Origin of the sequence: Pseudomonas sp. 21LCFQ02, assembly GCF_024129895.2 — a bacterium.
In the GTDB taxonomy this organism is placed as follows: Bacteria; Pseudomonadota; Gammaproteobacteria; order Pseudomonadales; family Pseudomonadaceae; genus Aquipseudomonas.
On the sequence record NZ_CM178749.1, the window covers coordinates 3,014,619 to 3,039,827 of the forward strand.

At 56.2% G+C, this 25,209-nt stretch carries 25 protein-coding genes, 1 tRNA gene and 3 pseudogenes; 25 read left to right on the forward strand and 4 right to left on the reverse strand.

The features are described from left to right. The first annotated feature begins 282 nt into the window (after window positions 1-282). From NJC40_RS13425 to NJC40_RS13505, 17 genes are all read left to right on the forward strand, one after another. Window positions 283-756, forward strand: a complete 474-nt coding sequence (locus NJC40_RS13425) for a Dps family protein (protein WP_045488947.1) — start codon at window positions 283-285, stop codon at window positions 754-756. Window positions 757-1,017: 261 nt separating this feature from the next. Continuing rightward, window positions 1,018-1,353 carry a ribbon-helix-helix domain-containing protein gene (locus tag NJC40_RS13430; RefSeq protein WP_045494457.1) on the forward strand — a complete coding sequence of 112 codons (336 nt, stop codon included), beginning with the start codon at window positions 1,018-1,020 and terminating at the stop codon, window positions 1,351-1,353. 244 nt (window positions 1,354-1,597) lie between these two features. Continuing rightward, the gene (gene aspS / locus NJC40_RS13435) at window positions 1,598-3,373 is read left to right on the forward strand and encodes an aspartate--tRNA ligase (RefSeq protein ID WP_045488948.1); all 1,776 of its coding nucleotides are present in this window, start codon (window positions 1,598-1,600) and stop codon (window positions 3,371-3,373) included. Window positions 3,374-3,492: 119 nt separating this feature from the next. Beyond that, a complete protein-coding gene (locus NJC40_RS13440) occupies window positions 3,493-4,239 on the forward strand; it encodes a YebC/PmpR family DNA-binding transcriptional regulator (RefSeq protein ID WP_045488949.1) in 747 nt (248 codons plus the stop codon). A 110-nt stretch (window positions 4,240-4,349) separates the two neighbouring features. Beyond that, window positions 4,350-4,874, forward strand: a complete 525-nt coding sequence (ruvC, locus tag NJC40_RS13445; RefSeq protein WP_045488951.1) for a crossover junction endodeoxyribonuclease RuvC — start codon at window positions 4,350-4,352, stop codon at window positions 4,872-4,874. A 90-nt stretch (window positions 4,875-4,964) separates the two neighbouring features. Then, complete coding sequence (gene ruvA / locus NJC40_RS13450; RefSeq protein WP_045488954.1) at window positions 4,965-5,573, forward strand: Holliday junction branch migration protein RuvA; 609 nt, start codon at window positions 4,965-4,967, stop codon at window positions 5,571-5,573. Continuing rightward, window positions 5,574-6,632: a Holliday junction branch migration DNA helicase RuvB gene (gene ruvB / locus NJC40_RS13455; protein WP_045488957.1), complete on the forward strand. Its 1,059-nt coding sequence runs from the start codon at window positions 5,574-5,576 to the stop codon at window positions 6,630-6,632. Window positions 6,633-6,768: 136 nt separating this feature from the next. Continuing rightward, on the forward strand, window positions 6,769-7,248 hold the full coding sequence (ybgC, locus tag NJC40_RS13460) for a tol-pal system-associated acyl-CoA thioesterase (protein ID WP_045488960.1): 480 nt from the start codon (window positions 6,769-6,771) through the stop codon (window positions 7,246-7,248). Window positions 7,249-7,267: 19 nt separating this feature from the next. Next, the gene (tolQ, locus tag NJC40_RS13465; protein ID WP_045494459.1) at window positions 7,268-7,933 is read left to right on the forward strand and encodes a protein TolQ; all 666 of its coding nucleotides are present in this window, start codon (window positions 7,268-7,270) and stop codon (window positions 7,931-7,933) included. Window positions 7,934-7,947: 14 nt separating this feature from the next. Continuing rightward, window positions 7,948-8,412 (forward strand): protein TolR, encoded by a 465-nt coding sequence (tolR, locus tag NJC40_RS13470; RefSeq protein WP_045488962.1) that lies wholly within the window; start codon window positions 7,948-7,950, stop codon window positions 8,410-8,412. Further along, entirely contained in the window at window positions 8,412-9,518 is a 1,107-nt protein-coding gene (gene tolA / locus NJC40_RS13475; protein WP_045488965.1) for a cell envelope integrity protein TolA, read from the forward strand. The genes tolR and tolA overlap by 1 nt, the downstream gene beginning before the upstream one ends. A gap of 47 nt (window positions 9,519-9,565) precedes the next feature. Beyond that, window positions 9,566-10,816 (forward strand): Tol-Pal system beta propeller repeat protein TolB, encoded by a 1,251-nt coding sequence (gene tolB / locus NJC40_RS13480; protein ID WP_231906435.1) that lies wholly within the window; start codon window positions 9,566-9,568, stop codon window positions 10,814-10,816. A gap of 55 nt (window positions 10,817-10,871) precedes the next feature. After that, complete coding sequence (gene pal / locus NJC40_RS13485; RefSeq protein ID WP_045488968.1) at window positions 10,872-11,372, forward strand: peptidoglycan-associated lipoprotein Pal; 501 nt, start codon at window positions 10,872-10,874, stop codon at window positions 11,370-11,372. 6 nt (window positions 11,373-11,378) lie between these two features. Continuing rightward, entirely contained in the window at window positions 11,379-12,188 is an 810-nt protein-coding gene (ybgF, locus tag NJC40_RS13490) for a tol-pal system protein YbgF (RefSeq protein ID WP_045488970.1), read from the forward strand. Window positions 12,189-12,365: 177 nt separating this feature from the next. Then, complete coding sequence (gene queE / locus NJC40_RS13495) at window positions 12,366-13,013, forward strand: 7-carboxy-7-deazaguanine synthase QueE (protein ID WP_045488972.1); 648 nt, start codon at window positions 12,366-12,368, stop codon at window positions 13,011-13,013. Between the two features lie 12 nt (window positions 13,014-13,025). Next, the gene (queC, locus tag NJC40_RS13500; RefSeq protein WP_253115182.1) at window positions 13,026-13,700 is read left to right on the forward strand and encodes a 7-cyano-7-deazaguanine synthase QueC; all 675 of its coding nucleotides are present in this window, start codon (window positions 13,026-13,028) and stop codon (window positions 13,698-13,700) included. 60 nt (window positions 13,701-13,760) lie between these two features. Beyond that, a tRNA-Lys gene (locus NJC40_RS13505) sits at window positions 13,761-13,836 on the forward strand. A gap of 271 nt (window positions 13,837-14,107) precedes the next feature. Here the strand turns inward: NJC40_RS13505 and NJC40_RS13510 are convergent. Further along, window positions 14,108-15,349, reverse strand: coding sequence for a site-specific integrase (locus tag NJC40_RS13510; protein WP_253138862.1), 1,242 nt, complete (start codon window positions 15,347-15,349; stop codon window positions 14,108-14,110). Beyond that, window positions 15,346-17,250: a MobH family relaxase gene (mobH, locus tag NJC40_RS13515; RefSeq protein WP_492180533.1), complete on the reverse strand. Its 1,905-nt coding sequence runs from the start codon at window positions 17,248-17,250 to the stop codon at window positions 15,346-15,348. Before mobH ends, NJC40_RS13510 begins: the two co-directional genes overlap by 4 nt. 334 nt (window positions 17,251-17,584) lie before the next feature. Between mobH and NJC40_RS13520 the strand changes: the two genes are divergently transcribed. From NJC40_RS13520 to NJC40_RS13550, 7 genes and pseudogenes are all read left to right on the forward strand, one after another. Further along, a complete protein-coding gene (locus tag NJC40_RS13520) occupies window positions 17,585-17,752 on the forward strand; it encodes a hypothetical protein (RefSeq protein ID WP_253138856.1) in 168 nt (55 codons plus the stop codon). A gap of 180 nt (window positions 17,753-17,932) precedes the next feature. Then, window positions 17,933-18,103, forward strand: a pseudogene (locus NJC40_RS13525) (Txe/YoeB family addiction module toxin); the annotation flags it as partial. A gap of 398 nt (window positions 18,104-18,501) precedes the next feature. After that, window positions 18,502-18,744: pseudogene (locus NJC40_RS13530) on the forward strand (site-specific integrase); the annotation flags it as partial. 386 nt (window positions 18,745-19,130) lie between these two features. Then, window positions 19,131-19,409 (forward strand): hypothetical protein, encoded by a 279-nt coding sequence (locus NJC40_RS13535; RefSeq protein ID WP_253138853.1) that lies wholly within the window; start codon window positions 19,131-19,133, stop codon window positions 19,407-19,409. 1,260 nt (window positions 19,410-20,669) lie between these two features. Beyond that, window positions 20,670-21,869, forward strand: a complete 1,200-nt coding sequence (locus NJC40_RS13540; protein ID WP_253138850.1) for a hypothetical protein — start codon at window positions 20,670-20,672, stop codon at window positions 21,867-21,869. 105 nt (window positions 21,870-21,974) lie between these two features. Continuing rightward, a complete protein-coding gene (locus NJC40_RS13545; RefSeq protein ID WP_253138848.1) occupies window positions 21,975-22,199 on the forward strand; it encodes a hypothetical protein in 225 nt (74 codons plus the stop codon). A gap of 817 nt (window positions 22,200-23,016) precedes the next feature. Beyond that, entirely contained in the window at window positions 23,017-23,448 is a 432-nt protein-coding gene (locus tag NJC40_RS13550; protein WP_253138845.1) for a hypothetical protein, read from the forward strand. A gap of 230 nt (window positions 23,449-23,678) precedes the next feature. On the opposite strand, the pseudogene NJC40_RS13555 reads toward NJC40_RS13550, so the two are convergent. Both NJC40_RS13555 and NJC40_RS13560 read right to left on the reverse strand, forming a co-directional pair. Further along, window positions 23,679-23,969: pseudogene (locus tag NJC40_RS13555) on the reverse strand (site-specific integrase); the annotation flags it as partial. Window position 23,970: 1 nt separating this feature from the next. Beyond that, entirely contained in the window at window positions 23,971-24,663 is a 693-nt protein-coding gene (locus NJC40_RS13560) for a hypothetical protein (protein ID WP_253138842.1), read from the reverse strand. A gap of 297 nt (window positions 24,664-24,960) precedes the next feature. Here NJC40_RS13560 and NJC40_RS13565 point away from each other — a divergent pair, with 297 nt between their 5' ends. Then, window positions 24,961-25,149 carry a hypothetical protein gene (locus tag NJC40_RS13565; protein WP_253138839.1) on the forward strand — a complete coding sequence of 63 codons (189 nt, stop codon included), beginning with the start codon at window positions 24,961-24,963 and terminating at the stop codon, window positions 25,147-25,149. Window positions 25,150-25,209 lie beyond the last annotated feature (60 nt).

The following is a 25,209-nucleotide window of genomic DNA, read 5'->3' on the forward strand; positions in this document are numbered from 1 at the left end:
GGATGGATCACGAGGAAATAGCGGGTAACGCCCGGTACGCTTCAAAAATAAGGAAGGCGTGATACACGGGCTGTGTATTTAACAGCAAAGCCTTGACCTACTCAAATCAGTGCTCAGGTGAGCCGGTTGCCGTTGGTCCGGTGGAACCCTTGTGCGGTTGCAGTGTTCTCAGGGCCGCGGCGTATCAAGGTTTTCTATGGTCTCGATAGGGCTGCTTCGCAGGGCATCTCTTGCTAAAGTAATGCCTGTTGAATTTTCATCGTCGCTAAAAGGATATGCAGCATGGCAATCGATATCGGCATCAGTGAAGAGGATCGCAAGTCGATCGTTGACGGACTTTCCCATCTGTTGGCGGATACTTATGTGTTGTACCTCAAGACGCACAACTTTCACTGGAACGTCAGCGGGCCAATGTTTCGCACGCTGCACCTGATGTTCGAAGAGCAATACAACGAACTGGCCCTGGCAGTGGACTCCATCGCTGAGCGTATTCGTGCGCTTGGTTTTCCGGCGCCGGGCACCTACTCGACCTACGCGCGCCTGTCTTCCATCAAGGAAGAAGAGGGTGTGCCGCATGCCGAGGACATGATCCGCAGCCTGGTTCAGGGGCAAGAGGCCGTGGTCCGCACTGCGCGGAGCATTTTTCCGCTGCTCGACAAGGTCAGTGATGAGCCGACCGCAGACCTGCTGACCCAGCGTATGCAGGTGCATGAAAAGACAGCATGGATGCTGCGCTCGATGCTCGAAACCCGCTGAGTTCTCCGGTGAGTGGCGCTTCGGTGCCACTCACTGACAGAATCCCTGGGGGCTTCTATATATATTTATTACCCGCTCCGTTAGTTGTTGCTGTAAGCGCGGTTGAATTGACTATTCCTCGCGTTGTAGTGGTTATGTCCTACATGGTTTGCTTGCCAGACCTGCTGGATAAGCGTTCTCGTTTCGGGCTTTATAGCGAGGCATTTGTTTATTTTTAAATGTTTCTCTCAGGTTCGTTTAGATGCTTGTTCAGAGGTGATGATTATCATGGTTCGAGATGTTGAACGTGAGGTCGGTGAGCCAGGAGGCTTGGGTGCGGTGTCCGAAGATCCCTTTATAGAAGGGTTCAGCATGGCGCTGGCCCAGCCCCATTCCAAGTCGGTCAGGCTCAATGGCCTGGCGACTTGCCTGCGGCTTGAAAATGTCTACTGGAATGTCCTGTCGACGATTGCTCGGTCGAACAACTGTTCAATCAATGCCGTGCTGTCGAATATCGATCGGGAGGTTCATCTGCGTTACGGTGGGGTCAAGAATTTCAGTGGTCTGATTCGGGTCGTGTGCGTAGCCCATCTGCTCAAGGCGCAAGTCCGGCTTTGAGTATCCCTGGCTCTCTATTCTGCGGGGCTGCCTTCGGGCAGCCCCGTTCTGCTGTCCGTAATTCGCGGGGCGTGCGGCTGCAACGCTGCGATTAACTCTATATACTGCCCCGTCTGCCACTGGCACGCCTGCGCGTGGGCGGATCCGCTTGAACTGCACGTCCAGGCTCTTGCACTATTGGGTCCACGCCAGGGAGGACGAAGCCTCCACTGAATTTCGAATTACGGGAAGTGAATACACCATCATGATGCGCAGCCACTATTGCGGCCAACTGAACGAGAGTCTGGAAGGTCAGGAAGTTACCCTTTGCGGATGGGTCCATCGTCGTCGTGACCACGGGGGAGTGATCTTCCTCGATATCCGTGACCGTGAAGGTATGGCCCAAGTGGTCTTCGATCCTGATCGCGCCGAGACCTTCGCCGCAGCCGACCGGGTCCGCAGCGAGTTCGTCGTCAAGATCGTTGGCAAGGTGCGCGCCCGCCCGGCCGGTGCTGCCAACACCAATATCGCTTCCGGCGCCATTGAAATCCTTGGCTATGAGCTGGAAGTGCTGAACGAGTCGGAAACGCCGCCGTTCCCGCTCAACGAATTCTCCGATGTCGGTGAAGAGACCCGCCTGCGGTATCGTTTCATCGACCTGCGTCGCCCGGAAATGGCAGAGAAGCTACGGCTGCGCTCGCGCATCACCAGCAGCATCCGTCGTTACCTGGACGACAACGGCTTCCTGGACGTCGAGACGCCGATCTTGACGCGCGCTACGCCGGAAGGTGCTCGCGACTACCTGGTGCCAAGCCGTACCCACCCCGGCAGTTTCTTCGCTCTGCCGCAGTCGCCACAGCTGTTCAAGCAACTGCTGATGGTGGCGGGCTTTGATCGTTACTACCAGATCGCCAAGTGCTTCCGCGATGAAGACCTGCGTGCCGATCGTCAGCCTGAATTCACCCAGATCGACATCGAAACCAGCTTTTTGAACGAAGAAGACATCATTGGTCTGACCGAGACAATGGTTCGTCAACTGTTCAAGGAAGTGCTGGGCGTCGAGTTCGGCGAGTTCCCGCACATGCCTTTCGAAGAGGCCATGCGCCGTTACGGTTCGGACAAGCCTGACTTGCGCATTCCGCTGGAACTGGTCGACGTTGCCGATCAGCTCAATGCGGTCGACTTCAAGGTGTTCAGCGGTCCGGCCAACGATCCGAAAGGGCGTGTTGCCGCGCTGCGCGTTCCGGGTGCGGCGAACATGCCGCGTAGCCAGATCGATGATTACACCAAGTTCGTCGGTATCTACGGCGCCAAGGGGCTGGCTTACATCAAGGTCAACGAGCGCGCCAAGGGTGTCGAGGGGCTGCAGTCGCCGATCGTCAAGTTCATTCCTGAAGCTAACCTCAATGTGATCCTTGATCGTGTGGGCGCGGTCGATGGCGATATCGTGTTCTTCGGTGCCGACAAGTTCAAGGTTGTCAGCGAAGCTCTTGGCGCGCTGCGGATCAAGCTTGGTAACGATCTGAATCTGCACACCTGTGAATGGGCGCCGATGTGGGTTGTCGACTTCCCGATGTTCGAAGAGAACGATGACGGTTCGTTCTCGGCGCTGCATCACCCGTTCACGGCGCCAAAGTGCAGCCCTGAAGAGCTGGAAGCCAATCCGGGTGCCGCGTTGTCGCGTGCCTACGACATGGTGCTCAACGGTACTGAGCTCGGTGGTGGTTCCATTCGTATTCACCGCAAGGAAATGCAACAGGCGGTATTCCGTTTGCTGGGCATTGCCGAAGACGAGCAGCAAGAGAAGTTCGGCTTCCTGCTTGATGCACTGAAGTACGGTGCTCCACCGCACGGTGGTCTGGCCTTCGGTCTGGATCGCCTGGTGATGCTGATGACCGGCGCCCAGTCCATCCGTGAAGTCATCGCGTTCCCGAAAACCCAGAGTGCTGCAGACGTCATGACCCAGGCTCCGGGTGTGGTGGATGCCAAAGCCCTGCGTGAGCTGCACATCCGCCTGCGCGAGCAACAGAAAGCCGAATAAGGCAGTGCAGGGCGTTTGATCGCGCCTTGCAGTTTGCGCCAAGGTCATGCAATTGCGCCTTTCGCCCGCCTTGTGTGGGCGAGAGGCGATCGTGTTTCTGAGAGATACCGGAGCAATAAATGGCAGGTCATTCCAAGTGGGCGAATATCAAGCACCGCAAAGAGCGTCAGGATGCCAAAAAAGGCAAGATCTTCACCAAGTGGATTCGTGAGCTGACTGTCGCTGCCCGTGCCGGTGGCGGCGACCCGGCTTCCAACCCACGTTTGCGCCTGGCGCTGGACAAGGCTCTGGGTGCCAACATGACTCGCGACACCATTGATCGCGCCGTGGCACGTGGTGTCGGCGCCGTCGATGGTGATGATGTAGTCGAACTGAGCTACGAAGGCTATGGTCCTGGCGGTGTGGCGATCATGGTCGAGGCCATGACCGATAACCGCAACCGTACCGCTGCTGCAGTGCGCCATGCTTTCAGCAAATGTGGCGGCAATCTGGGCACGGACGGCTCGGTTGCGTACCTGTTTGATCGCAAGGGGCAGATTTCTTTCGCTGCCGGTGTCGAAGAAGATGCCCTGATGGAAGCGGCGATGGAAGCCGATGCTGACGACGTGGTCAGTAATCCTGATGGCTCTTTCGATGTGTTTACTTCTTTTGCCGGTTTCTATGCGGTGCGTAATGCGCTGGAGGCTGCTGGCTTCAAGGGTAGTGATGCGGAAATCGTGCTGTTGCCAAGCACCAGTGCGGTGCTGGACCTGGACAATGCACAGAAGGTTCTCAAGCTGATCGACATGCTTGAAGACCTCGACGACGTGCAGAACGTCTATTCGAACGCGGAAATCCCTGACGAGATCATGGAACAGCTCGGCTGATCCTGATAACACCAGAGCGCCGAAGGCGCGCAGTGACGGCTCCGGCCGCGCTGTGCACCTTCGGTTTCTGTTTTATGCGGTATCGATAGCGTGATCGGACAGCAAGCGTTATGACTCTTATTTTAGGTATCGACCCAGGCTCCCGGATTACCGGTTATGGCGTTGTGCGCGATACCGGCCGTGGTTGCATCTATGTGGCCTCCGGTTGCATCCGTACCGGTGAGGGGCAATTGCACGAGCGCCTGCAAATCGTCTATCGCGGTGTGCGAGAGGTGATTCGTACTTATGAGCCGGTCACCATGGGCATCGAGAAGGTGTTTATGGCGCGCAATGCCGATTCTGCGCTCAAGCTGGGGCAGGCGCGCGGAGCGGCGATTGTGGCCGGTGCCGAAGAGAGCCTGGAAATTGCCGAGTACACGGCGACTCAGGTCAAGCAGGCAGTGGCGGGTACCGGCGGGGCTAACAAAGAACAGGTCATGATCATGGTCATGCATCTGCTCAAGTTGACCAGCAAGCCGCAGATTGACGCTTCCGATGCCTTGGCAATCGCCTTGTGTCATGCCCATACCCGTTCAAGCCTGATAGCTCATGGCCTGGGGGCTGCACGCAGTCGGGGCGGGCGCTTGCGGCTCTGATTGCAGCATTCGCTCGCATTTTTTCACTTGCCTGCGGCAAGCTTTATGTCCATTTTTCGCCTGGGCGACAGGCAATACAGGATTTGACAGGTGATAGGACGTTTACGCGGTGCCCTGATCGAGAAACAGCCTCCGCATCTGCTGCTGGATGTCAATGGTGTCGGCTACGAGCTGGAGGTGCCAATGAGTACGCTTTATCGGCTGCCTCATGCCGGTGAGACCGTGACCTTGCACACTCATCTGGTGGTGCGTGAAGACGCGCACCTGCTGTATGGCTTTTTCGAAAAGCGCGAGCGTGAGCTGTTTCGCGAGCTTATACGGCTCAACGGTGTAGGCCCCAAGCTGGCCTTGGCGCTCATGTCGGGGCTGGATGTCGATGAGCTGGTGCGTTGTGTTCAGGCCCAGGACACTTCGGCACTGACCCGTATACCGGGGGTCGGCAAAAAAACCGCCGAGCGTCTGCTGGTCGAGCTCAAGGACCGCTTCAAGGCCTGGGAGGTCTTGCCGGGTGCCTTTACCCTGGTTTCCAATGGGCCCGAAGCGCTTGAGCCAGTGGCCAGTGCCGAGTCCGATGCGATGAGTGCGCTGATATCCCTGGGCTACAAACCTCAGGAAGCGAGCAAAGCCGTTTCCGCGATCAAGGAAAAGAATTTGAACAGTGCCGAACTCATTCGTCGTGCGTTGAAGGGGATGGCGTAAGTGATAGAAGCCGATCGCCTGATAACTGCCAGCGGGGGGCGCGACCGGGACGAGCAGTTCGACCGCGCCATTCGCCCGCTGAGCCTGGCCGACTACATTGGCCAGCCCACCGTGCGCGAGCAGATGGAGCTGTTCATTCAGGCCGCGCGAGGGCGCAGTGAGTCCCTCGACCACACCCTGATCTTCGGTCCGCCCGGCCTTGGCAAGACCACGCTGGCCAATATCATTGCTCAGGAGATGGCGGTCTCGATCAAGAGTACCTCCGGACCGGTGCTGGAGCGGCCTGGCGACCTGGCAGCGATCCTGACCAGCCTCGAACCTAACGATGTACTGTTTATCGACGAGATCCACCGGCTTTCGCCGATTGTCGAAGAAGTGCTGTATCCGGCGATGGAAGACTTCCAGCTCGACATCATGATTGGCGAGGGGCCGGCAGCCCGTTCGATCAAGCTGGACCTGCCGCCTTTCACCCTGGTTGGTGCCACCACCCGTGCCGGCATGCTGACCAATCCACTGCGTGATCGCTTCGGAATCGTGCAGCGTCTGGAGTTCTACAACATTGCCGACCTGTCGACCATTGTCGCGCGCTCGGCCAATATCCTCGGGCTGGTCATCGAGCCTGAGGGCGCCTTTGAGATCGCCCGCCGGGCGCGCGGTACGCCGCGAATCGCCAACCGTCTGCTGCGCCGGGTACGCGATTTCGCGCAGGTGCGCGGCAATGGCCAGATCACTCGGCAGGCGGCGGACCAGGCCTTGAACCTGCTGGATGTCGATGAGCATGGTTTTGATCATCAGGACCGCCGCTTGCTGCTGGCCATGATTGAGAAATTCGACGGTGGTCCGGTGGGGGTCGACAGTCTTGCGGCCGCGATCAGTGAAGAGCGCCATACCATTGAAGATGTACTTGAGCCCTACCTGATCCAGCAGGGGTATATCATGCGTACCCCTCGGGGCCGAGTCGTCACTCGCCATGCGTATTTGCATTTCGGGCTGAATATTCCGTCACGAATGGGCGAAATGCCAGCTACCGGGGAACCTGTAGATGATAATGCCGACTAATGGCTCTGGAGCGGCACTGGCCTGCGCTGCAAGCTGGTGGATTGCTGTTCTCGGGCAGGCGCCTTGCGTTAGCGGGCCAAACCTTGAAAAACAGTTGCTACATCCGATTGGCAACCCGAGGAGTAAGCACTAGAGTATGCGCGCGCAAAACGGGGTTCAGTCGTTCGCACATCGCTGTCGCGTCTATTACGAAGACACCGATGCCGGCGGCGTCGTCTACTACGTCAATTACCTGAAATTCATGGAACGGGCTCGCACCGAGCAGCTGCGGCAACTGGGGTTCAACCAGTCCACGCTGGCCGATGAGAACCTGTTGTTTGTCGTGCATTCCAGTGAGGCGCGTTACCACAAGCCGGCGCGGCTGGACGACGAACTGTTGGTCACCGCGCAAGTTATCGAACTCAACCGCGCCAGCCTGCGTTTTCGCCAGCAGGTCACGCGAGTGGCCGATGCAACGCTGCTCTGCGAGGGGCAGTTCCTGGTGGCGTGTGTCAGCGCCGATAGTTTCAGACCCCGGGCCATTCCAGAAACGCTGCGTGCGGCTTTTGCCTTGCAGCACAGTGGCGCGGGCTTACCTTCAGATTCAGAGCAGGAGATAGAACGTGGAAGCTGCTAACGTCGTCGACCATACCTCCATGTGGAGTTTGGTCAGCAATGCCAGCATTGTCGTGCAGTTGGTCATGCTGAGCCTGGTGGCTGCCTCGGTTGCCTCATGGGTAATGATTTTTCAGCGCAGTAACATGATCAGGGCCGGCCGGCGTGCGCTGGAAAGTTTCGAGGAGCGGTTCTGGTCGGGCATCGATCTGTCCAAGCTGTATCGTCAGGCTGGCAGCAACCCTGATCCGGATTCGGGTGTGGAGCAGATCTTCCGTGCCGGCTTCAAGGAGTTCTCCCGTCTGCGTCAGCAACCGGGCGTTGACCCGGATGCGGTGATGGAAGGCGTAGCGCGTGCGATGCGCGTGGCCATTTCCCGCGAAGAAGAAAAGCTCGAAACCGGCCTGCCGTTTCTGGCAACCGTCGGCTCGACCAGTCCTTATATTGGTCTGTTCGGTACTGTGTGGGGGATCATGAACTCCTTCCGGGGTCTGGCCACCGCCCAGCAAGCGACACTGGCCACCGTAGCGCCAGGTATTGCCGAGGCTCTGATTGCAACGGCCATCGGCCTGTTTGCAGCCATCCCGGCCGTTATGGCTTACAACCGTTTCGCCGCGCGCACCGAGACTCTGATCGGCCGTTACTACACCTTTGCCGACGAGTTCCAGGCCATCCTGCACCGTAAAGTGCACACCAGCGAAGAGTGAGCAGGTAATTCCCCATGGCTTTGATCGCTCGAGATCGTCGCAACAAACGCCGGCCGGTCGCCGAAATGAACGTGGTGCCTTACATCGACGTGATGCTGGTACTGCTGGTCATTTTCATGGTCACCGCGCCCATGATCAACCAGGGCGTCAAGGTCGACCTGCCCAAGGTTTCCAGTGAGAGCCTGCCGCAGGACAACAACAACCAGGTCCTGACCATTTCAATCAAGGCTGACAAAACCTATTACTGGAATGTGGGCAGCGAGGTCGATACCGACAAGCAGATGGACAAGGCGATGACCTTGCCCCAGCTGACCAGTGCAGTGACCAAGATCATTGCGGCCGGGCGTGATGCCGGCAAGCAGACCCAGGTCTTTATCCGTGGTGACAAGGCGGTGGACTACGGTTCGGTCATGGTCACCATGGGTGGACTGCAGAAAGCCGGTATTGCCAATGTCGGCCTGATTACTGAGGCCCCCTGATGCAGCCAATTCGAGAGCCATCCGCCTCGGAAAGCTACTTCTGGCCCAGTGTCTGGGCGGTGGCCCTGCATATCCTGATTTTCGGCATGCTCTTTGTCAGTTTTGCCATGACCCCTGAGCTGCCTGAAGCCAAGCCTGTGGTTCAGGCTACGCTGTATCAGCTCAAGTCCAAGAGTCAGGCAACCACCCAGACTAACCAGAAGATCGCTGGCGAGGCGAAAAGAACCGCTGCACGGCAGACTGAAGTCGAGCAGTTGGAACAGAAAAAGATCGAGCAGCAGAAGCAGGAAGCTGTAAAAGCGGCGGAACAAAAGAAAGCCGATGAGGCTCAAAAAGCCGAAGAACAGAAAGCTGCTGCCGCCGAAGAAGCCAAGAAGGCGGCTGAACAGAAAGCTGCCGAACAGAAAGCCGAAGAGGCGCGCAAGGCGGCTGATGAAGCCAAGAAAGCGGCCGAAGCGAAAAAGGCCGAAGAGAAACAGCAGGCTGATATAGCCAAGAAAAAAGCTGAAGAAGAAGCGAAGAAAAAAGCCGAGGAAGATGCCAAGAAGGCAGCTGCCGAGGAAGCCAAGAAGAAGGCAGCGGACGAGGCCAAGAAACAGGCCGCCGAAGATGCCAAGAAGCAGGCTGCCGAGGACGCGAAAAAGAAAGCCGCTGAAGACGCCAAGAAAAAGGCTGCTGCAGATGCTGCTGCCAAGAAGGCTCAGGAAGCTGCACGCAAGGCTGCCGAAGACAAGAAAGCGCAGGCGCTGGCTGACTTGCTTTCCGACAAGCCGGAGCGACAGCAGGCATTGGCCGACGAGGTGGGCGATCAGGTTGCCGGTAGTTTCGACGATCTGATCAGGTTGCGCGCGTCTGAAGGCTGGAGTCGTCCGCCGTCTGCCCGCAACAACATGTCTGTACAGTTGCAGATCAAGATGTTGCCCGACGGGACGATTTCTTCGGTAACAGTTGCCAAGTCCAGTGGTGACGGGCCGTTTGACAGCTCTGCTGTTGCTGCAGTCAGGAACATTGGGCGTTTGACAGAAATGCAGGGTCTGAAGCCGGCTGAGTTCGCGCCCTATCGCTCATTCAAGATGACATTTACTCCAGGAGATCTAGCCCTGTGATCAAGCTTTTTAGAGGACTGCTCGTCGTTCTCTGCTGTGTGGCCGGGATGGCCAACGCAGAAGAGAAGAACATTCTGGTTACCAGTGGCAGTGACCGCGCCACGCCGATTGCGGTCGTGCCATTCGGCTGGCAGGGCGGTAACGTCCTGCCAGATGACATGGCTGAAATCATCGGCAATGACCTGCGTAACTCGGGTTACTACTCGCCGATTCCGAAGCAGAACATGATCAGTCTGCCGGCCCAGGCCAGCGAAGTGATCTTCCGTGACTGGAAAGCGCTGGGCGCCCAATACGTCATGGTGGGTAACATCGTGCCCGCTGGTGGTCGCCTGCAAGTGCAGTACGCCCTGTTCAACGTCGCTACCGAGCAGCAAGTGCTGACTGGCAGTGTGTCGGGGACTACTGATCAATTGCGCGACATGTCGCACTTTATTTCCGACCAGTCGTTCGAGAAGCTGACAGGTATTAAAGGTGCGTTCTCGACCCGTATGCTGTACGTGACTGCCGAGCGTTTCTCCGAAACCAACACTCGCTACACCTTGCAGCGTTCCGACTACGATGGCGCACGTGCAGTGACCCTGCTGCAATCGCGTGAGCCGATCCTTTCGCCACGCTTTGCGCCGGATGGCAAACGCATCGCTTACGTCTCGTTCGAGCAGAAGCGTCCGCGTATTTTTGTACAGCATATCGATACCGGTCGCCGTGAGCAGATCACCAACTTCGAAGGCCTGAACGGTGCACCAGCCTGGTCGCCGGATGGCAGCAAACTGGCGTTCGTGCTGTCCAAGGACGGTAACCCGGAGATCTACGTGATCAACCTGGCCAGCCGTCAGCTGAGCCGAGTCACCAACGATTCTTCGATCGATACCGAACCGTTCTTCGGTAAGGATGGCTCGACCATCTACTTCACGTCCGACCGTGGCGGCAAACCGCAGATCTACAAAACCAGCATTAATGGTGGTGGTGCCACTCGCGTAACGTTCGTGGGCAACTACAATGCCAATCCGAAACTGTCGGCTGACGAAAAGACCCTGGTAATGATCCATCGCCAGGAAGGCTTCACCAATTTCAAGGTTGCGGCTCAGGATCTGGCCCGCGGAAGTGTAAAAATCCTTACAGATAGCAACCTTGATGAGTCACCTACTGTTGCGCCCAACGGCACCATGGTAATCTACGCCACCCGCCAGCAGGGCCGGGGAGTCTTGATGCTCGTGTCCCTTAACGGACGCGTAAGGCTCCCGCTTCCTACCGCTCAAGGCGAAGTCAGAGAACCTTCCTGGTCCCCTTACCTGAACTGACGCGGCGCTACACAAGTTTTTGCTTAACACACTGGGGTTCATTAGGAGTTTCAAGATGGAAATGCTGAAGTTTGGTAAGTTTGCTGCGCTGGCTCTGGCCATGGCCGTAGCTGTAGGTTGTTCCTCCAAAGGCGGCGACAATGCCGGCGCTGGTGGTGCAGTTGATCCTAACGCTGGTTACGGCGCCAACTCTGGTGCTGTCGACGGCAGCCTGAGCGAAGAAGCTGCTCTGCGCGCAATCACCACCTTCTACTTCGAATACGACAGCTCGGACCTGAAGCAAGAAGCCCTGCGCGCGCTGGACGTTCACGCCAAGGACCTGAAAGCCAACGGCGCTCGCGTCGTTCTGGAAGGTAACACCGACGAGCGCGGCACTCGTGAATACAACCTGGCACTGGGCGAGCGTCGTGCGAAAGCCGTTCAACGCTACCTGGTTCTGCAGGGCGTGTCCCCAGCTCAGCTGGAGCTGGTTTCCTACGGTGAAGAGCGTCCAGTTGCTACCGGCAACGACGAGCAATCGTGGGCTCAGAACCGTCGCGTCGAACTGCGTAAGTAATTCGATATGACTTGCCGTCGTGCTCTAACCGTTCTGGCCCTCACCCTGCCGCTTACTGCATGGGGTGCGGTTCCTGTAGTCGGTGACAATTCTGGCTCTGGCAGCAGTTATCCGCCAGCGGGTTATGGCACGTCCGGCGCCTACGTCGGAGGCGAGGCTTCGGCCGCGCCTTCGGCGCAGGGTCAGCTGTTCATGCAGCTGCAACAGATGCAGGAAGAAATATCGCGTTTGCGCGGTATCGTCGAAGTTCAGCAGAATGACATCCAGCGCATGAAGCAGGAAGCTCTGGAGCGTTATCAGGACCTGGACCAGCGTATCGTCAGTGGCGCTTCTGCTGCTGCGAACAATAATTCCCAACCGGCTGGCGGCGCAATCGACGCCAGCGGTACACCATCGGCCCCGGCAGCCCAGGCTCCGGCGGCTGGCACCGAGCCGCCAGACCCGGCCAAGGAGAAGCTCTACTACGACGCTTCCCTGGATCTGGTCAAAGCCAAGGATTTCGACAAGGCCAGTCAGGCACTTGCCGCATTCCTGCGTAAATACCCCAACAGCACTTACGCGGGCAACGCTCAATACTGGCTGGGTGAGGTAAACCTGGCCAAGGGTGACCTGCAAGGTGCCGGTCAGGCATTTGCCAAGGTAAGTCAGCTGTACCCCAAGCACGGTAAAGTGCCCGATTCGCTTTACAAGCTGGCAGATGTCGAGCGTCGCCTGGGGCATACCGACAAGGTCAAAGGTATTTTGCAGCAGGTTGTAGCCCAGTATCCGGGTACTTCCGCTGCTCAATTGGCGCAGCGTGACCTTCAGCGTCTTTGAGCCAAAGCTGACAGTTGTCCAGAAAAGCCGCGCCTGTCGCGGCTTTTTTCGTTAGAATCGCCCACCCGAAATATCGGTCATCATTAGTTTCGCTTCATGGCATTGCGTGATTGCGCGGTGCCCTGAAGTGCCTGACGGAGGCGGACGGCCTGTTTAGCTGTTACGCCCGTGGCTCTCATGCAAGACACATTACGTATCACCGAAGTTTTTCACTCGTTGCAGGGTGAAACCCGCACGTCCGGGCTGCCCACTGTATTTGTGCGGTTGACCGGTTGCCCGCTGCGCTGCCAGTACTGCGACAGCGCCTATGCGTTCAGCGGCGGCACCATCATGACGCTGGACGCCATTGTCGAACAGGTTGCAACCTGGCGACCGCGCTATGTATGCGTGACCGGCGGTGAGCCTCTGGCCCAGCCCAATGCGATCGCGCTGCTCAAGCGCCTGTGTGATGCTGGCTATGACGTCTCTCTGGAAACCAGTGGGGCGCTTGATATCTCGGCAGTCGACACCCGTGTCAGTCGTGTTGTGGATCTCAAGACCCCGGGCTCGATGGAAGTCTCGCGTAACCGCTACGAGAACATCGAGTTGCTGACGCCTAATGATCAGGTCAAGTTTGTGCTCTGCTCTCGGGAAGACTACGACTGGGCGGTGTCCAAGCTGATTCAGTACCGGCTTGATCAGCGAGTGAGCGAAGTCCTGTTCTCGGCCAGTCACCATCAGTTGAAAGCGCGTGATCTGGCGGACTGGATCGTCGCAGATAATCTGCCGGTGCGTATGCAGATGCAATTGCACAAGCTGCTTTGGGACGATGAGCCCGGGCGTTGAGAGGAGAAAGCAATGAGTGACAAGAAAGCGGTCATCCTGCTGTCTGGCGGCCTGGATTCGGCCACGGTTGTGGCTATGGCTCGCGCCGAAGGTTACGCCTGTTACACCATGAGCTTTGATTATGGCCAACGCCATCGCGCCGAGCTCGATGCAGCTGCACGTGTGGCGAAAGACCTGGGTGCCATCGAGCACAAGGTTATCGGTCTGAATCTGGACGGCATGGGCGGCTCGGCCCTGACTGACAGCAGCATTGATGTGCCCGAGGCGCCCACCGAAGGTATCCCGGTTACCTATGTGCCGGCGCGAAACACCGTGTTCCTGTCGCTGGCGCTGGGCTGGGCCGAGGTGCTGGAGGCGCGGGACATCTTCATCGGCGTCAACGCGGTGGATTACTCCGGCTACCCCGACTGCCGCCCCGAGTTCGTCGAAGCCTTCGAGCGCCTGGCCAACCTGGCGACCAAAGCCGGTGTAGAAGGGCAAGGCTTTACCATCCGTGCGCCGCTGCAAAACTTGAGCAAGGCTGACATCATCAAGGCGGGGACGGAACTTGGTGTGGATTATGCGCTGACGGTTTCCTGCTATCAGGCTGATGATCAGGGCCGTGCCTGCCGTAAATGCGATAGCTGCCGCCTGCGTGCAGAAGGCTTCGCTGCGGCCGGTGTGAATGACCCAACCAATTATTTTTAATTTTTTTATCGGAAGGTGTTGAATTACTGTGAAAAATCAGTAATATACGCGCCATCCAACGGGTCGTTAGCTCAGTTGGTAGAGCAGTTGGCTTTTAACCAATTGGTCGTAGGTTCGAATCCTACACGACCCACCACCTTTTTCAGGCGGCAACAAATATGGTCGGGGCTTTCATATCAGGAAGTCAGGTCATGCAACCGTCTGGAGCGAACCTTAGGCTTCGCTCTGAGTAATGTCAATATGAGATAACCCACCTTTTACGGTGGGTTTTTTCGTTTTGGCGTCAAAAGCATGGCGAGCAAGGCTCGTTTTCTGACGATTCAGTCGAGCAGCAATCTTGCAGGCGAGTGCAGTCGCAGCGCCGGTGGCGCTGGACTGGAAGGAGGGATTAAACCGCTCCGGCTTGGCTAGGTAGTGAAGCGCGCCGCTAACGCGCGGCTGCTGCGCTCAGCCCCTTCGCGTCTGGACAGTGCGCGTAGCTGGCTGCTCATCAGCGTAAACAATGCGTTGTGCTGGAACTGCATCGTTGCAGATTCGATGGATGGCTCCAGCGGGGCGAATGAAGGGGCCATAGTGCCTGCCCCGAAAGAGACATGGCTCGGCGGCTGGCTGCCAGGTATGCCTTGTGTCTCAACAGGCCAATCGTCGGTTGTCTGTTTCTGGAGGCGCTTCGGAGCTCCTGTGTCATCAACTCTGGCTACCCGATTCAAGGCACCCTGAGCCAAGCTTCGTTCATGCATGACATCACGCATGTGGTCGTAATCGGCTTCGATGTAGCTCATGGTTGTTGCCAGGTTGGAGTGGTTCAGCAGGCTCTTGGTCAGATGTATGTTGCGATCGGGTTGCTTCATTAGATCGGTGGCAAGCGTATGACGAAACCGGTGTGGGGTCATGCGAACGCCAGTGGTTTTGGTCAGCTTTTTGTACATGCCTTCAATCTGGTCCAGGTTCATCACTTCGCCTCTGTAGTGTTTCGAGAAGCGATTGACGTTGAACAACTGATCACGGCGCTTGAAGCCGGCGCGCTTGGCTTTGTTCAGTAGTGTCTGCAGCAGCGGTTCCAGTCCTTCGGTGATCGGCACCTGGTACTCGCGATGAGTCTTTTCAGTGTCACCGCACACTAGAATCAAGCCGTTTTCCAAGTCAACGTCCTCCACCCGGATACAGAGCAGAGCGTTGAGCCGGATGCCGGTGTAATAAAAGACCTCGAATACAGTCAGCCAAAACCAAGCGGGTGTGATGGTGGTGCGCCGCCGGGTATGCTGTTCGACCTCGACCAGATATCTGAGCCAGTCTCGTGCCTTGCCAATGGCGTCGCGCTCTACCGTTTTGCTCTTGCGCTTCGGTGGTTGCACAGCAGTTTTCTTGAACGGATTCGCAGTGATTTGGGGCATCAACCCATGCTCAATCGCATACGAATACATTGTTCGAAGATGCGACGAGTACGTGTTCCAGCTGCGCTTGGACAGTCCATCTTCCAGAATCTGATTACGCCAGGAAAGCACTGCACGTCGGTCAATCGTTTCTACGGTCACTTCAGCGCCGAAGTGACGTGCCAGGGCATTTGTGGATGCTCGATATATTTTCTGGCTTGCGTCACGCAAATCGTGGTCGTGGACGTACTCGTCTGACAGTTCCTTCGGGGTCATTGGATGACCTCGATTTGTTCCAGCGATATACATGGGTTGTCGAACGGGATTTCGGCAAACACCACTTTGGGATCATCCAGGAGATAGCCCCGGAGTTGCTTTGTCTTGCGAGGACCTGAGACGTTGAATGTCCAGATGTTCAGATGCTTATCAGTTTTGCGATGCAATTTTTTCTTCTCAAAGGCTTTCTGCACCATCTGCCAGGCATTCAGTTCTTTAGCTTTGGCAGCCTGTTCCAGTGTTGGGTATTCCAAAACAAAACGTTTAAAAATCCCAGGTGTGACCAGCATCGCTGTGCCGTCTACTGTGTGGACCAGCGCTTTGGCGTCATTGATGATGATGCGATGCGTAGCGATACCTGAGTGCAGCCAGGTGATAAAAGCTTGCCCGAGTTCTTGAGCTGGGTTCTGGTTAGGCATGGGTGAGATGACTTCAACGTCCGGAGTGCTTGAATCGGCGGCCATGTCAGCCACAGCCAAAGCATCGCTGTCATGAGCTTGGCTGGGAGAGGGCGGCATTTCTTGGGTGGGAGGAATTACTGCTGGTAGTGGCTCATTGATATTACCTAAAAGCGCCAGTAATTCGTCTCTTTCCTCATCAAGTTTTTTTGACGCATCAGTAACTAAAGGTTGCTGATCGACGTCTGTCGTAGGCGCAATGTAAGACGTCAGGGCGTCAAGTGGATCGTTTGGTACTGCAGTAACCGTCTCAGGAGCCGAGCTGGTAGCCTCAACTGCACCAGCGGCCAGTTCCTCTATCACCAGTGACCCTGAATAGGGTTGTGGGCGATCTGCGGCGTTAGGCCAAATCAGAGCAGGTGTGATCTTCAGCAGAGTGAATGTGTTCTTCCAGCCACTCCCATTATCGACAGTCACTTTCCAGACGGCCTTGTCCTGGCGATTAGTCTGGATGACGGCCTGGTCCTGCAGCATGTTGAAAAAGGGGGCATTCGAGCTGGGGACATTCTCAATACCCTGGGTCAGGAGATAGGCACGCAATTGATCAGCTGCTGGCTTGCTCACCAGCCATACAGCATCGGACGCGTACCAGCCATCTGAAGGCCCATCGAGTTGGTTCAGTTTGAATTTTTCGCGAACCAAGTAGCGCAGGCCCTCGCCCAATTGCCGGGCGAGCGATTGCTTCGGAGCCGCCAGCGCTCGCTCCGGATTACCGCCGAGGTCCTGTGCCACTGACGCTTGGTCGGCCTTGACGACGATCTCGCCCAGAATGCCGGCATGCTCATACTGGCCGGCCAGCAGATAGATCAGTAGCCGCCACAATTCAGGAAAGCCGCTGAGCCAGTCCAGGATCTTCGCGTCCAGGATCTGCGAGTAGATCAGTGCTGAGGCAGCCCCATGTAACTGATACTCACGGCCTTTGACGTAGCGGAAGCGATAGGGCTGGGTGATAGGGCCATGCCAAGGGTGCCAGCGTTTGCCATCCTGCAGTTCGACCTCAACGTCTACCGCGATCTTGCCCAAGTCATGGATCAAGGCTCCGTAGGCCGCTGCAGCAGACCAGGCTTCCGTCTGTGCGGCTTGCGACTCGGGAGGTGCGCCGATCGGCAGCAGATAGGTTTGCCGGATCTTTAACGCATAAGCAACGATCTCCAGCCCGTGGTCAAGCATCCCACCGAGGTGCGAGTGGTGGTGGTTGGCAGAGGCGGGTAGAAGCTGGACCAGCTCCGCGAAGCGGTTCAGGGGCGCTTGGTACAATTGATTGAACTGATCCCGGGATACGGAGGCTCGCCGCCATATGTTTTCGAGAAGCTGCTGGCGGCGTGGGAGCTTCAGAAGATCTGCTGTCGGTGCAGGGCGGTGAAGATCAGTAGGCCGGGGTGGCTCGGCTGGCGCTGGGGTCGGCCGTGTGAACCAACGAAGCAAAGACATCGAGCGCTCCATAGCGTGTGTGAGGCGCGCTTTTTTGCTTGATGCTGGCTCTCGCATCAATGGGAAAGCAAAAATCGAAGATCTCCTGATATTGAGTCAGAATGACATCACTATGGTCTATGACCGCTTGTGTACGGCCTTGCAAGTCATTTGCTGCTGTGTCAATCACTCAGCATGTACGGGGAGACTCAGCTCCGCGTACCTGGCCCTGAATCCATCGGTTTTTGCTGGCTAAGAATGCCCACCACCCCGCGCCACTCCACCTCCTAAGCCCACACAAACTTTTGACTTTTGGCAGCATCGACTACAAATTTCAGCTGTCAATGTTCACCCGCACTGGTAGCCAGTGCTGGAGGCCGACGCCAAGAAGATCAACGACCTGGAGACGATGCTGCTGCCGCTGCGTAAGCTGTACGCGGCCGATGCTCGCAAGTACGACCATGCGCGCAAGGGCCTTGAACAGGCTGTGATGCGCGCCCTTCATCCGCAACCGCGCAAGTGGGGAATTGACTAATACCACCCCTTTACATGCAGGTAATTAGCGCGGCGCGCAGTGAAATTTAGCGGTGCGCCGGCTACCGCCGCCGACCCGGTCTGTCGTGTCGCATCATACTGACGACCTTTCCTCTGCCCTGGAGCGGCCCATTCAGATAGCCGAGGGTACTGAGCGACCACTCTGACTACTCTCAGAGGGCTGATCGAAGAGACTCTCAGAACGCCGTTTTCAGGAACTGGGAAGCCAGAGCCGCTGAAGGGTAATTTGTCAGGCTTCTGGTCGCGTCGAATCACGCGTGAGCACCGTCTGGTTTACCTCTATGAAGGAGGTACTCTGACTACCATTGCTTGCCGTTTCCATTACGAATAGGTCTACATCTGCAACCAACGGCTTATGCTGTGCCTACAAACAGTACATCGGAGCACTGAAAGTGGTTCTCCACCATATACAAAGCCTCCCGTTCTCAGACCGGGGGGCTTTTTTATCCGTAATCCGCATGCGGCCGACGGGCTGCTATTCAATGCTCTGGTGGTGACCTAGCTGGTGCGCCGTCACAAGGTTTGGAAGAGCTACCGCGACTGGCCTGAGGGTGACTACTGAACCCATAGATCGGCCAAAGCCTGGCAAGCAAAGCGGCAGCGGGGAAGGGGGAGCTTGGCATTTTCCGTGAACACCACGGCACGTGGGCCTGTAAGCTATTCAGGAGGTCCGCTGCCCACTCTCTCAGGATCGTCCGCGATTCGTCACCAATCCTGACAGAGACTCCCATGACTGCACTCATCCGCCGCGCAACATCCCTTCGCCCAAGTCAGTTCAAGCACCTAATCCGCGTTGCATCAGTTACTGGTCGTCTACCAGAGCGCGATGTGGCCTTATTGTGGTTAACCCATACAACAGGCATCCGCGTCACCGAGCTGGCCTTGCTGGAAGTCGCAGACGTGGTGTATCCCAGCGGCGCAATCAAGTCCGAGGTGTACTTGCGGGCTGACATCACGAAGGGTTGCCGCCCAGGATGTCTAAGCCCAGCCACCGAGCTGGGCAGCGGCAGTAGAGAAGGGGGCTTTCGCTCTCCAGAGCAGGATGTGCTGACTAATGCGATGCTCGCTGCTACCATCCACTGAGCTTAGCAAACATACTTGAATGCCTAGTGTCAATGATATGTTGACAAAAATTATCTTGTGATATATAATCCATATCACAAACCACAGATAGGAGGATTTTCCGATGACCTAGCTAGCCAAGACTCGGCCGTTTCAGTCACCAAGGCCCGTCAACCTTACCTTGAAACACCGACGGTCAGACTGATAACGCAGACACTCATAATTCCGAAGAGAGGCAACTAAACCTGTCCATCATGGCGGGAGGCGCTTTCTTCATTAGTACCCAGGAGACACCCATGGCACACGCCGAAAAAGCTGAAACATTTCTGGTGCGGTTACGCCCCCAAGACACGCCTTCTGGTGTGAGCATTTCAACCGTTGAGATGCTGATGTCGCAGACCGGCCTGAACCGAACCGAAGTCGTCCACCTCGCACTGCGAGAGCTCGCTAATCGCTGGCTACCTCGATACGAGGAAGACGATGGACCACTAACCGACGCTCAGTACGAGGCGATCCTTGCTGCAAGCCCTGCAACGGATACCCCGGAGGAGCTATTTACTCAGAGGCTATTCTAGACAATGACAAATGCTAACACTTCTCAATCACTACTTTCGGTAGGAGTTCAAAAACCGTTTCATCCCCTCCCTGTTATTGGGGACATCGTGCTGTGCAGGTTTCCGTACTTGCCCGGTGTGCCAGGTCCAAAAGAAAGGCCTGCGCTCGTGGTACGGGTCTCGCCAACCACGCACGAGATCATGGTCTGCTTCGGCACATCGCAGAAGACTCAAACGCTGTACCCAGGTGAATTCCTGATTTCTTCTTCGGATCCTGGCTTTAGCGTCAGCGGGCTTGATCGTTCTACAAAGTTCGATACGTCTAGGAGAGCACAGCTCCCCTTCAACGACGAATGGTTCATGGCTGCACCCGGGCTCTCACCTCAGTCTCCTTCTCCGAAACTGGGTATCATGCACCCTTGCTACAGCCAGATCGCAGTGGCGGCCGCGCAAGCGAAGCCTCCTACACAGATCTCAAGCGTGGTCGCTAAATCGCGGTCACGCACCCCGTGAAGATGAGCATTGCTCTCCAAAAGCCGGCTAACGCCGGCTTTTGTTTGTTCATTGGAATTTTTGGCGTTGGGTGGCCTGACGCAAACCAAGCCCCGGCCCTCAGCTGGGGAAAGCGATCAGCTGCACCCTAAGTTATTGGATAACCCTTAATGAGTGACGAATTCCTAGACGAAGTGGCGCCAGAGCATCGCCCAAATGCGTGCAAACATAGAAGCTACGCAGATCGCAGTTGAGCTTTCCGTTGGTGAGAACAGTCCGGCCTATGCCGAGGCCAAGGAAAGGGCATTGAAGTCGCTGCAGGGGGTGGTCGACACCATTGAGTCATTGTCTGCACAATTGGGCGGTGTACCGGCACCAGTACGTCACTGAAGACAGAACGGGAAATCCATTGCACCACCAGCCCGCCCAACCGCGGGCTTTGCCAGTAGGAGAGGGCTGGATTCACGTAGGCCAAGATCAAGCAGGGACAGAGACTATGGCAAATGTACTCACCACCGACCACATTGAGAGCGCTTACCGTATCGCTGGTCAATTTTAGCTTTGGAAGCAGATTCTCTGCTCAATCGAGTGAGTTCGCGTTTGGAGTACTCAGTTTTGATTGGCACGGAGAACTCCGTAAATTGGAAAAAAGCGCATGGTGGAGCGATCCCACAATCGCTGGACTACGTCTACAGTTGCGCTGTAGTGCCGGTGTTGGGCGCCTAGTAATCATGGACATCAGTTTCAGAATCACAAGCCCCTATACCTAGAGAAGGCAAAGGCTCGACGATGGCTACAGTTGTTAAGAGCGAAGTGCTGACAGTGCTTTGCACGCTACTCAAGGAGTCAGTCCAACCCAGCAGGCCGCCAACCAAGCTGATCGCCTTTGAGCGGCGCCTGCTGAAAGATGGAATGACCACGAGTACCCCTCTGGGGGACTACCTCATTCTGTCTGAGCGGCGTGGATACAATTCGATTGAGCGACTTTTCGAAGAGCTGCTTGAGCCTCTCGAGATTCCTAAGCAGTGGGTTTATATCTCACCCGAGTTTCCCGAAGATGAGGCTTACGGGTATCCAGGGCTGACTGCGGTTGACGCAGTAGCGCTGCTCATTGAACTGGAACACCTTGGCCTCCAAGTCCATCCTCAGAATCTGATAGCAGTGCTGGCGTGTGAGCTCGGAAAAAAACAGCTTCTCACACAAAGCGAGCTATTGATTGTTAGGTACGACCAAGATCGTCGAAAGCGGCAGATTACACTGAGGGCGGATCTAAAGGCTGTTGGGTCTGATATCTCGACGACACATCATACGGACGCCAACGGTTATCAGGTCACCATGACGTGGGCTGGAAGTGTCGCTATCCAGCTTCAGGTACAGGGGCCAGACTATGTCGAACCTTTACCTCAGGAGTTCGTCACCTGCGAGTACTGCAAACACCAGTACCTCACGAACGACTCCATGGAGGCTCGAGCTCACGCATCTGAGCATGAGTGGACGGAGCAGCTGTTTGACCCAGTGCCTGATGCGCGATTCGCCGAAAGACTTGCCTCCAGTGCTCATGCCGAGCTGGTTGATTCGAGTAGTCCCCTGTGGATGCACGAAGCTGTGTACCAGCGTGCCAGAGCTTTCAGGCGCGAGTTTCGTTATGACAGGGTTCAGTGGGACGGATCCAATGAGCGTCGAGCGAGCGAAGGGTGGCACGGCTATCTCTTTGCAGGAGACTCATACGGCACAATTGCTGGGGCATGCGGTTTCTACCACGGAAGATCAGATCAGGAGGCAGGGCAGTGGGGATTGCACTGGATCTGGCTTGCTCCAAAGTTTAGGCACCAGGGGATTTTGAAAGCCCACTGGGCTGATTTCCTGAGCCGATATGGGGAGTTCTACGTTGAGCCTCCGATATCAGAAGCGATGCAGGGCTTCATTCGAAAGCACGGCTCTGATTGTCAGAAAATGCAGCTTCAACCTCAGCCCAACCAAGAAGCCTAACGATGGGAAATCGCACCAGGTATACCCAAGCCCCGGCCTAAATGCCGGGGCCGAGGACGTAGGAGGACGCTCGTTTTCGCGTCCGCGAAATCAAGGGAATCGGCGATGGCTATACCTGCACCCTATGACGCTCACCCGTTGATGCTTGCCCCAGTGATGCAAATGGTGTGGGCCATACCTGATTGCGTGTTATGGGTAGTGGGTGACACCTGGGTCAAGTGCGAGAACGGCGCTTATTTCGTCGGAGCCGATGAAGAAGTGAGTGACCAGCATGTGTATGAGCTTCTTCGTGACGCGCAGGGTGATGTGTATCCTTGGACCGACTATTAAAGGGAAAAATCATGGGTACGTTTAAAAGGGATGTCACAAAACGTCTGCCGGTAATCGATGGACCTTACAAAGGCAAGCAGATCGCGCACGAAGGAGACACTTTCACTGAGGTGCACGCAACGACTGTGAACAGTCGTGGGACACACGGACGGGTAACCTATTGGCTTCGGCAACACAAACAGATAGGTCTGGTCTGGGCTACCGCTGGAAACAGAAGCGTGTCGCAACCGGATGGGCACCTGACCTTTGATACAGATCAGTATCGTTCTGAGCTTGGTTTGCCGCCACGCGAAGACGTTTAGGAAACGCACCAAGTGGACGCCAAGCCCAGCCGCGCGCTGGGCCGAGGCCGTGGAGGGATGCCATTTGGGTCTCCCCAATCAACGGAATGAGAAACTTGAGGTATCAACAATGAGAAGGCCAACGCTGACTGATTTTGACGAGTGGCTTGATGGAGCTGTGCGTACAGGCCTAGTCGAAGACGTGTATGCCCTTCACGAAGCTGTAAGTGACGAAACTGAGTTTGCTCAATACAAAGCCGAGCGAGCGCCAAATGGACAGCTCTTGGTCTCGTATGGTGATGATAGCCCTTGGCTGAGATTGTCTACAGAGGACGCTAAGCAGGGTTTTCTTAGGCGTCTTGGCGGTCGTTATGTAGGGGAGGGCTGTATGGATATCGGTGCTTGGTATGCCATGCACATGGGGTTAGCGTCCGATTAAAGGAAAAACGCACTAGGTACACGCCAAGCCCAGCCATCGAGCTGGGCAGCGGCAGTAGAAAATAAGGCTTTTCGCTCCCCAGAATCGAGCAGGAAAAATGTTCAGCTTAATCAGACGTTTAGTTTCTAAGTCCGACGTACCAAAACTTCCACAGATCAGCGCGGAGGTTGCTTTCCGTGCTGGAGAGATGATTTCAATTAGCTTGATGTCTGAAAGGTCTGCGCCTGGCATCATTGCCAAGCTTAACTTCCCATTTAGTCGTGGCTACCTTTTCGGATGGATCGATGCCGCAAGCCAGTGTGCAAACATCCCGCTGACAGATAAGGAATTTGTCGTTTACATGTCTGCTGGTCATTACCCGTTGAAAGACGATATTGGCGACTCAACATCATTCGTCCTGTCATCAGCGAAGCTGCAAGGCACGCCTTCCTTTGACAACGGGCGATCACTAGGTGCCCAAGAATACATGGCCTCTCTTGATGGGAAACTCAACATGCCGATTGGGCTGATCACCTTCATTCGCCGCTAAGGTTTATCCCCGCAGGGACGACTGAACTGTTCGAGGGAAACGCACCAGGTACCCAAGCCCCGGCCTTAGCAACCGGGGCCAAGGCCATAGAAGGGCACAGTCATCGGCGCCCAAGATCGAGCAGGACTAGAGGCAGGCATCATGACTCAGCTCACAAAAGGATTTTTGTTCATTAAGCTGGGTGGAGCAGGCGTGGCACCGTACCATTGACAGTCGCCGCAGACAGTAGCAAAGGCGGCAAGAACGTTCTTCAGCTTGCGCCGGATCGTGGCCCCGGCCAGGCCGCGCTGTTCGAGCTGGGCGCGCCCGGCTAAAACGTGCGCCCGAGTCACGCTGCGAAACTCCTCGGCGCCGGCCAGGCCGACAAAGCTGCAGAAGTCCTGCAGGTCGCCCTGGTACGCGCGGCGGGTGCGCAGGTTGTCGATATTGGCGAACCACTCGACCGCTGCCGGCACTTCGGCCAGTTGCTGGAACTGCGCGGCGGTCAGTCGGCGTTCGCTAGTAAGGATCAGGTCTGACACCTCAAGCTTCCTTCTGATGCTTTTTATGAGTCTCGCGACAACGTTCAATGACTGCCATGACGCCAGGATGACGCGGGAAGTCCTGGAACGGGGGCTTGGGCTTCTTGTAATAGGGGAGGGGGCTGATAATGTGGTTTGGTAGCGTATCCAGTTCAAGCGAGAGCAGCACCAAGGTCTTGAAGGCGTTGGGTACCTGGTCTTTTTCAAAGTCGGCCCAGCGCTTCATCATTCTCGCTACCGACTTTCCTTCGCTGTCACGCGGGCTGGACTTGTGATGCACCAAAGTATTGCGTGCAGCCACCAGGTTCCTGAGGCCATTCATCGCCGGACCTTTTTCATCGAGCGCCTGGCCGCAGGACAGGCTGGGGGCAATCATCCATTTCCCCTCCAGGTCCATTTTGTCCAGCTTCTTGGCAATTGGGTCACCCAAGCTCATCGCTGCGTATTCAAATGCGGCCGCCTCGATGGCCATGGCGGCAAACACGATGGTCTTGATGCCGGCGACCCGCCTTCTTTCATGCTGCTCCATTAGTCCATCGGGATCGTCGCTGGGATGAAAGCCCTCAAGGGCAGCCGGGTCGATGGCCTGATCCAGAAATGTGCCGAACGCCTGCTCGGCGACATCGGCGTACAGCTCCACCAGAGTGTCGACACGGTGCGCGTGGTAAGTCTTGGGCGGCTGGGGTGTGCTCATCGGCTGGTTCCCTGAATAGCGTGATAACGTATTTTATCAGGTCTTTTGGGAAGGCTCGGTTTTCAGCGCCGATCCATGACTCAGGACCTGAGGTTGCCATTTTACTGCGACAGCGAGTTAACTGATGCTGACCTCAAAAAGCACAAATCTGAGATAGTCGAGGCCAGTCATCGGCCATGCAAGCACACCTATCGGACGCCTATGGATCAATCCCTTGTAAAAGAGGATGTGGCGTGGCATGTGGCTATACTCTCCGGTAGGATTAGGATTTTAATGTAGAGCATAAAGGAAGTAGATATGAGTTTTTCATTGGCTGAAAATCCAGAGCTGATATTGGGTGGGGCGCTGCTCCTTTGCATAGTTTTTGTAGTCAGCTTCAAATTCGTACGAAATCGTAATTTAAAAATTAAGGCAGACAACGGTTCTGCAACCGTCAATGGAAAAAATTCGGGCAATATCACCATCACTCATACTAAAGAGAAGTAATAGTGGGAATATGGGGGCTCATCGGTCGCTACATTAGTAACTCAGGGAGTACTAATGTAG

Coding starts and splice junctions, on each gene's coding strand:
- NJC40_RS13425 (WP_045488947.1), top strand. CDS start 283: ATGGCAATCGATATCGGCATCAGTGAAGAGGATCGCAAGTCGATCGTT.
- aspS (WP_045488948.1), top strand. CDS start 1,598: ATGATGCGCAGCCACTATTGCGGCCAACTGAACGAGAGTCTGGAAGGT.
- NJC40_RS13440 (WP_045488949.1), top strand. CDS start 3,493: ATGGCAGGTCATTCCAAGTGGGCGAATATCAAGCACCGCAAAGAGCGT.
- ruvC (WP_045488951.1), top strand. CDS start 4,350: ATGACTCTTATTTTAGGTATCGACCCAGGCTCCCGGATTACCGGTTAT.
- ybgC (WP_045488960.1), top strand. CDS start 6,769: ATGCGCGCGCAAAACGGGGTTCAGTCGTTCGCACATCGCTGTCGCGTC.
- tolQ (WP_045494459.1), top strand. CDS start 7,268: ATGTGGAGTTTGGTCAGCAATGCCAGCATTGTCGTGCAGTTGGTCATG.
- tolR (WP_045488962.1), top strand. CDS start 7,948: ATGGCTTTGATCGCTCGAGATCGTCGCAACAAACGCCGGCCGGTCGCC.
- tolA (WP_045488965.1), top strand. CDS start 8,412: ATGCAGCCAATTCGAGAGCCATCCGCCTCGGAAAGCTACTTCTGGCCC.
- tolB (WP_231906435.1), top strand. CDS start 9,566: ATGGCCAACGCAGAAGAGAAGAACATTCTGGTTACCAGTGGCAGTGAC.
- pal (WP_045488968.1), top strand. CDS start 10,872: ATGGAAATGCTGAAGTTTGGTAAGTTTGCTGCGCTGGCTCTGGCCATG.
- ybgF (WP_045488970.1), top strand. CDS start 11,379: ATGACTTGCCGTCGTGCTCTAACCGTTCTGGCCCTCACCCTGCCGCTT.
- queE (WP_045488972.1), top strand. CDS start 12,366: ATGCAAGACACATTACGTATCACCGAAGTTTTTCACTCGTTGCAGGGT.
- queC (WP_253115182.1), top strand. CDS start 13,026: ATGAGTGACAAGAAAGCGGTCATCCTGCTGTCTGGCGGCCTGGATTCG.
- NJC40_RS13510 (WP_253138862.1), bottom strand. CDS start 15,349: ATGACCCCGAAGGAACTGTCAGACGAGTACGTCCACGACCACGATTTG.
- mobH (WP_492180533.1), bottom strand. CDS start 17,250: ATGGAGCGCTCGATGTCTTTGCTTCGTTGGTTCACACGGCCGACCCCA.
- NJC40_RS13535 (WP_253138853.1), top strand. CDS start 19,131: ATGGCACACGCCGAAAAAGCTGAAACATTTCTGGTGCGGTTACGCCCC.
- NJC40_RS13540 (WP_253138850.1), top strand. CDS start 20,670: ATGGCTACAGTTGTTAAGAGCGAAGTGCTGACAGTGCTTTGCACGCTA.
- NJC40_RS13545 (WP_253138848.1), top strand. CDS start 21,975: ATGGCTATACCTGCACCCTATGACGCTCACCCGTTGATGCTTGCCCCA.
- NJC40_RS13550 (WP_253138845.1), top strand. CDS start 23,017: ATGTTCAGCTTAATCAGACGTTTAGTTTCTAAGTCCGACGTACCAAAA.
- NJC40_RS13560 (WP_253138842.1), bottom strand. CDS start 24,663: ATGAGCACACCCCAGCCGCCCAAGACTTACCACGCGCACCGTGTCGAC.
- NJC40_RS13565 (WP_253138839.1), top strand. CDS start 24,961: ATGAGTTTTTCATTGGCTGAAAATCCAGAGCTGATATTGGGTGGGGCG.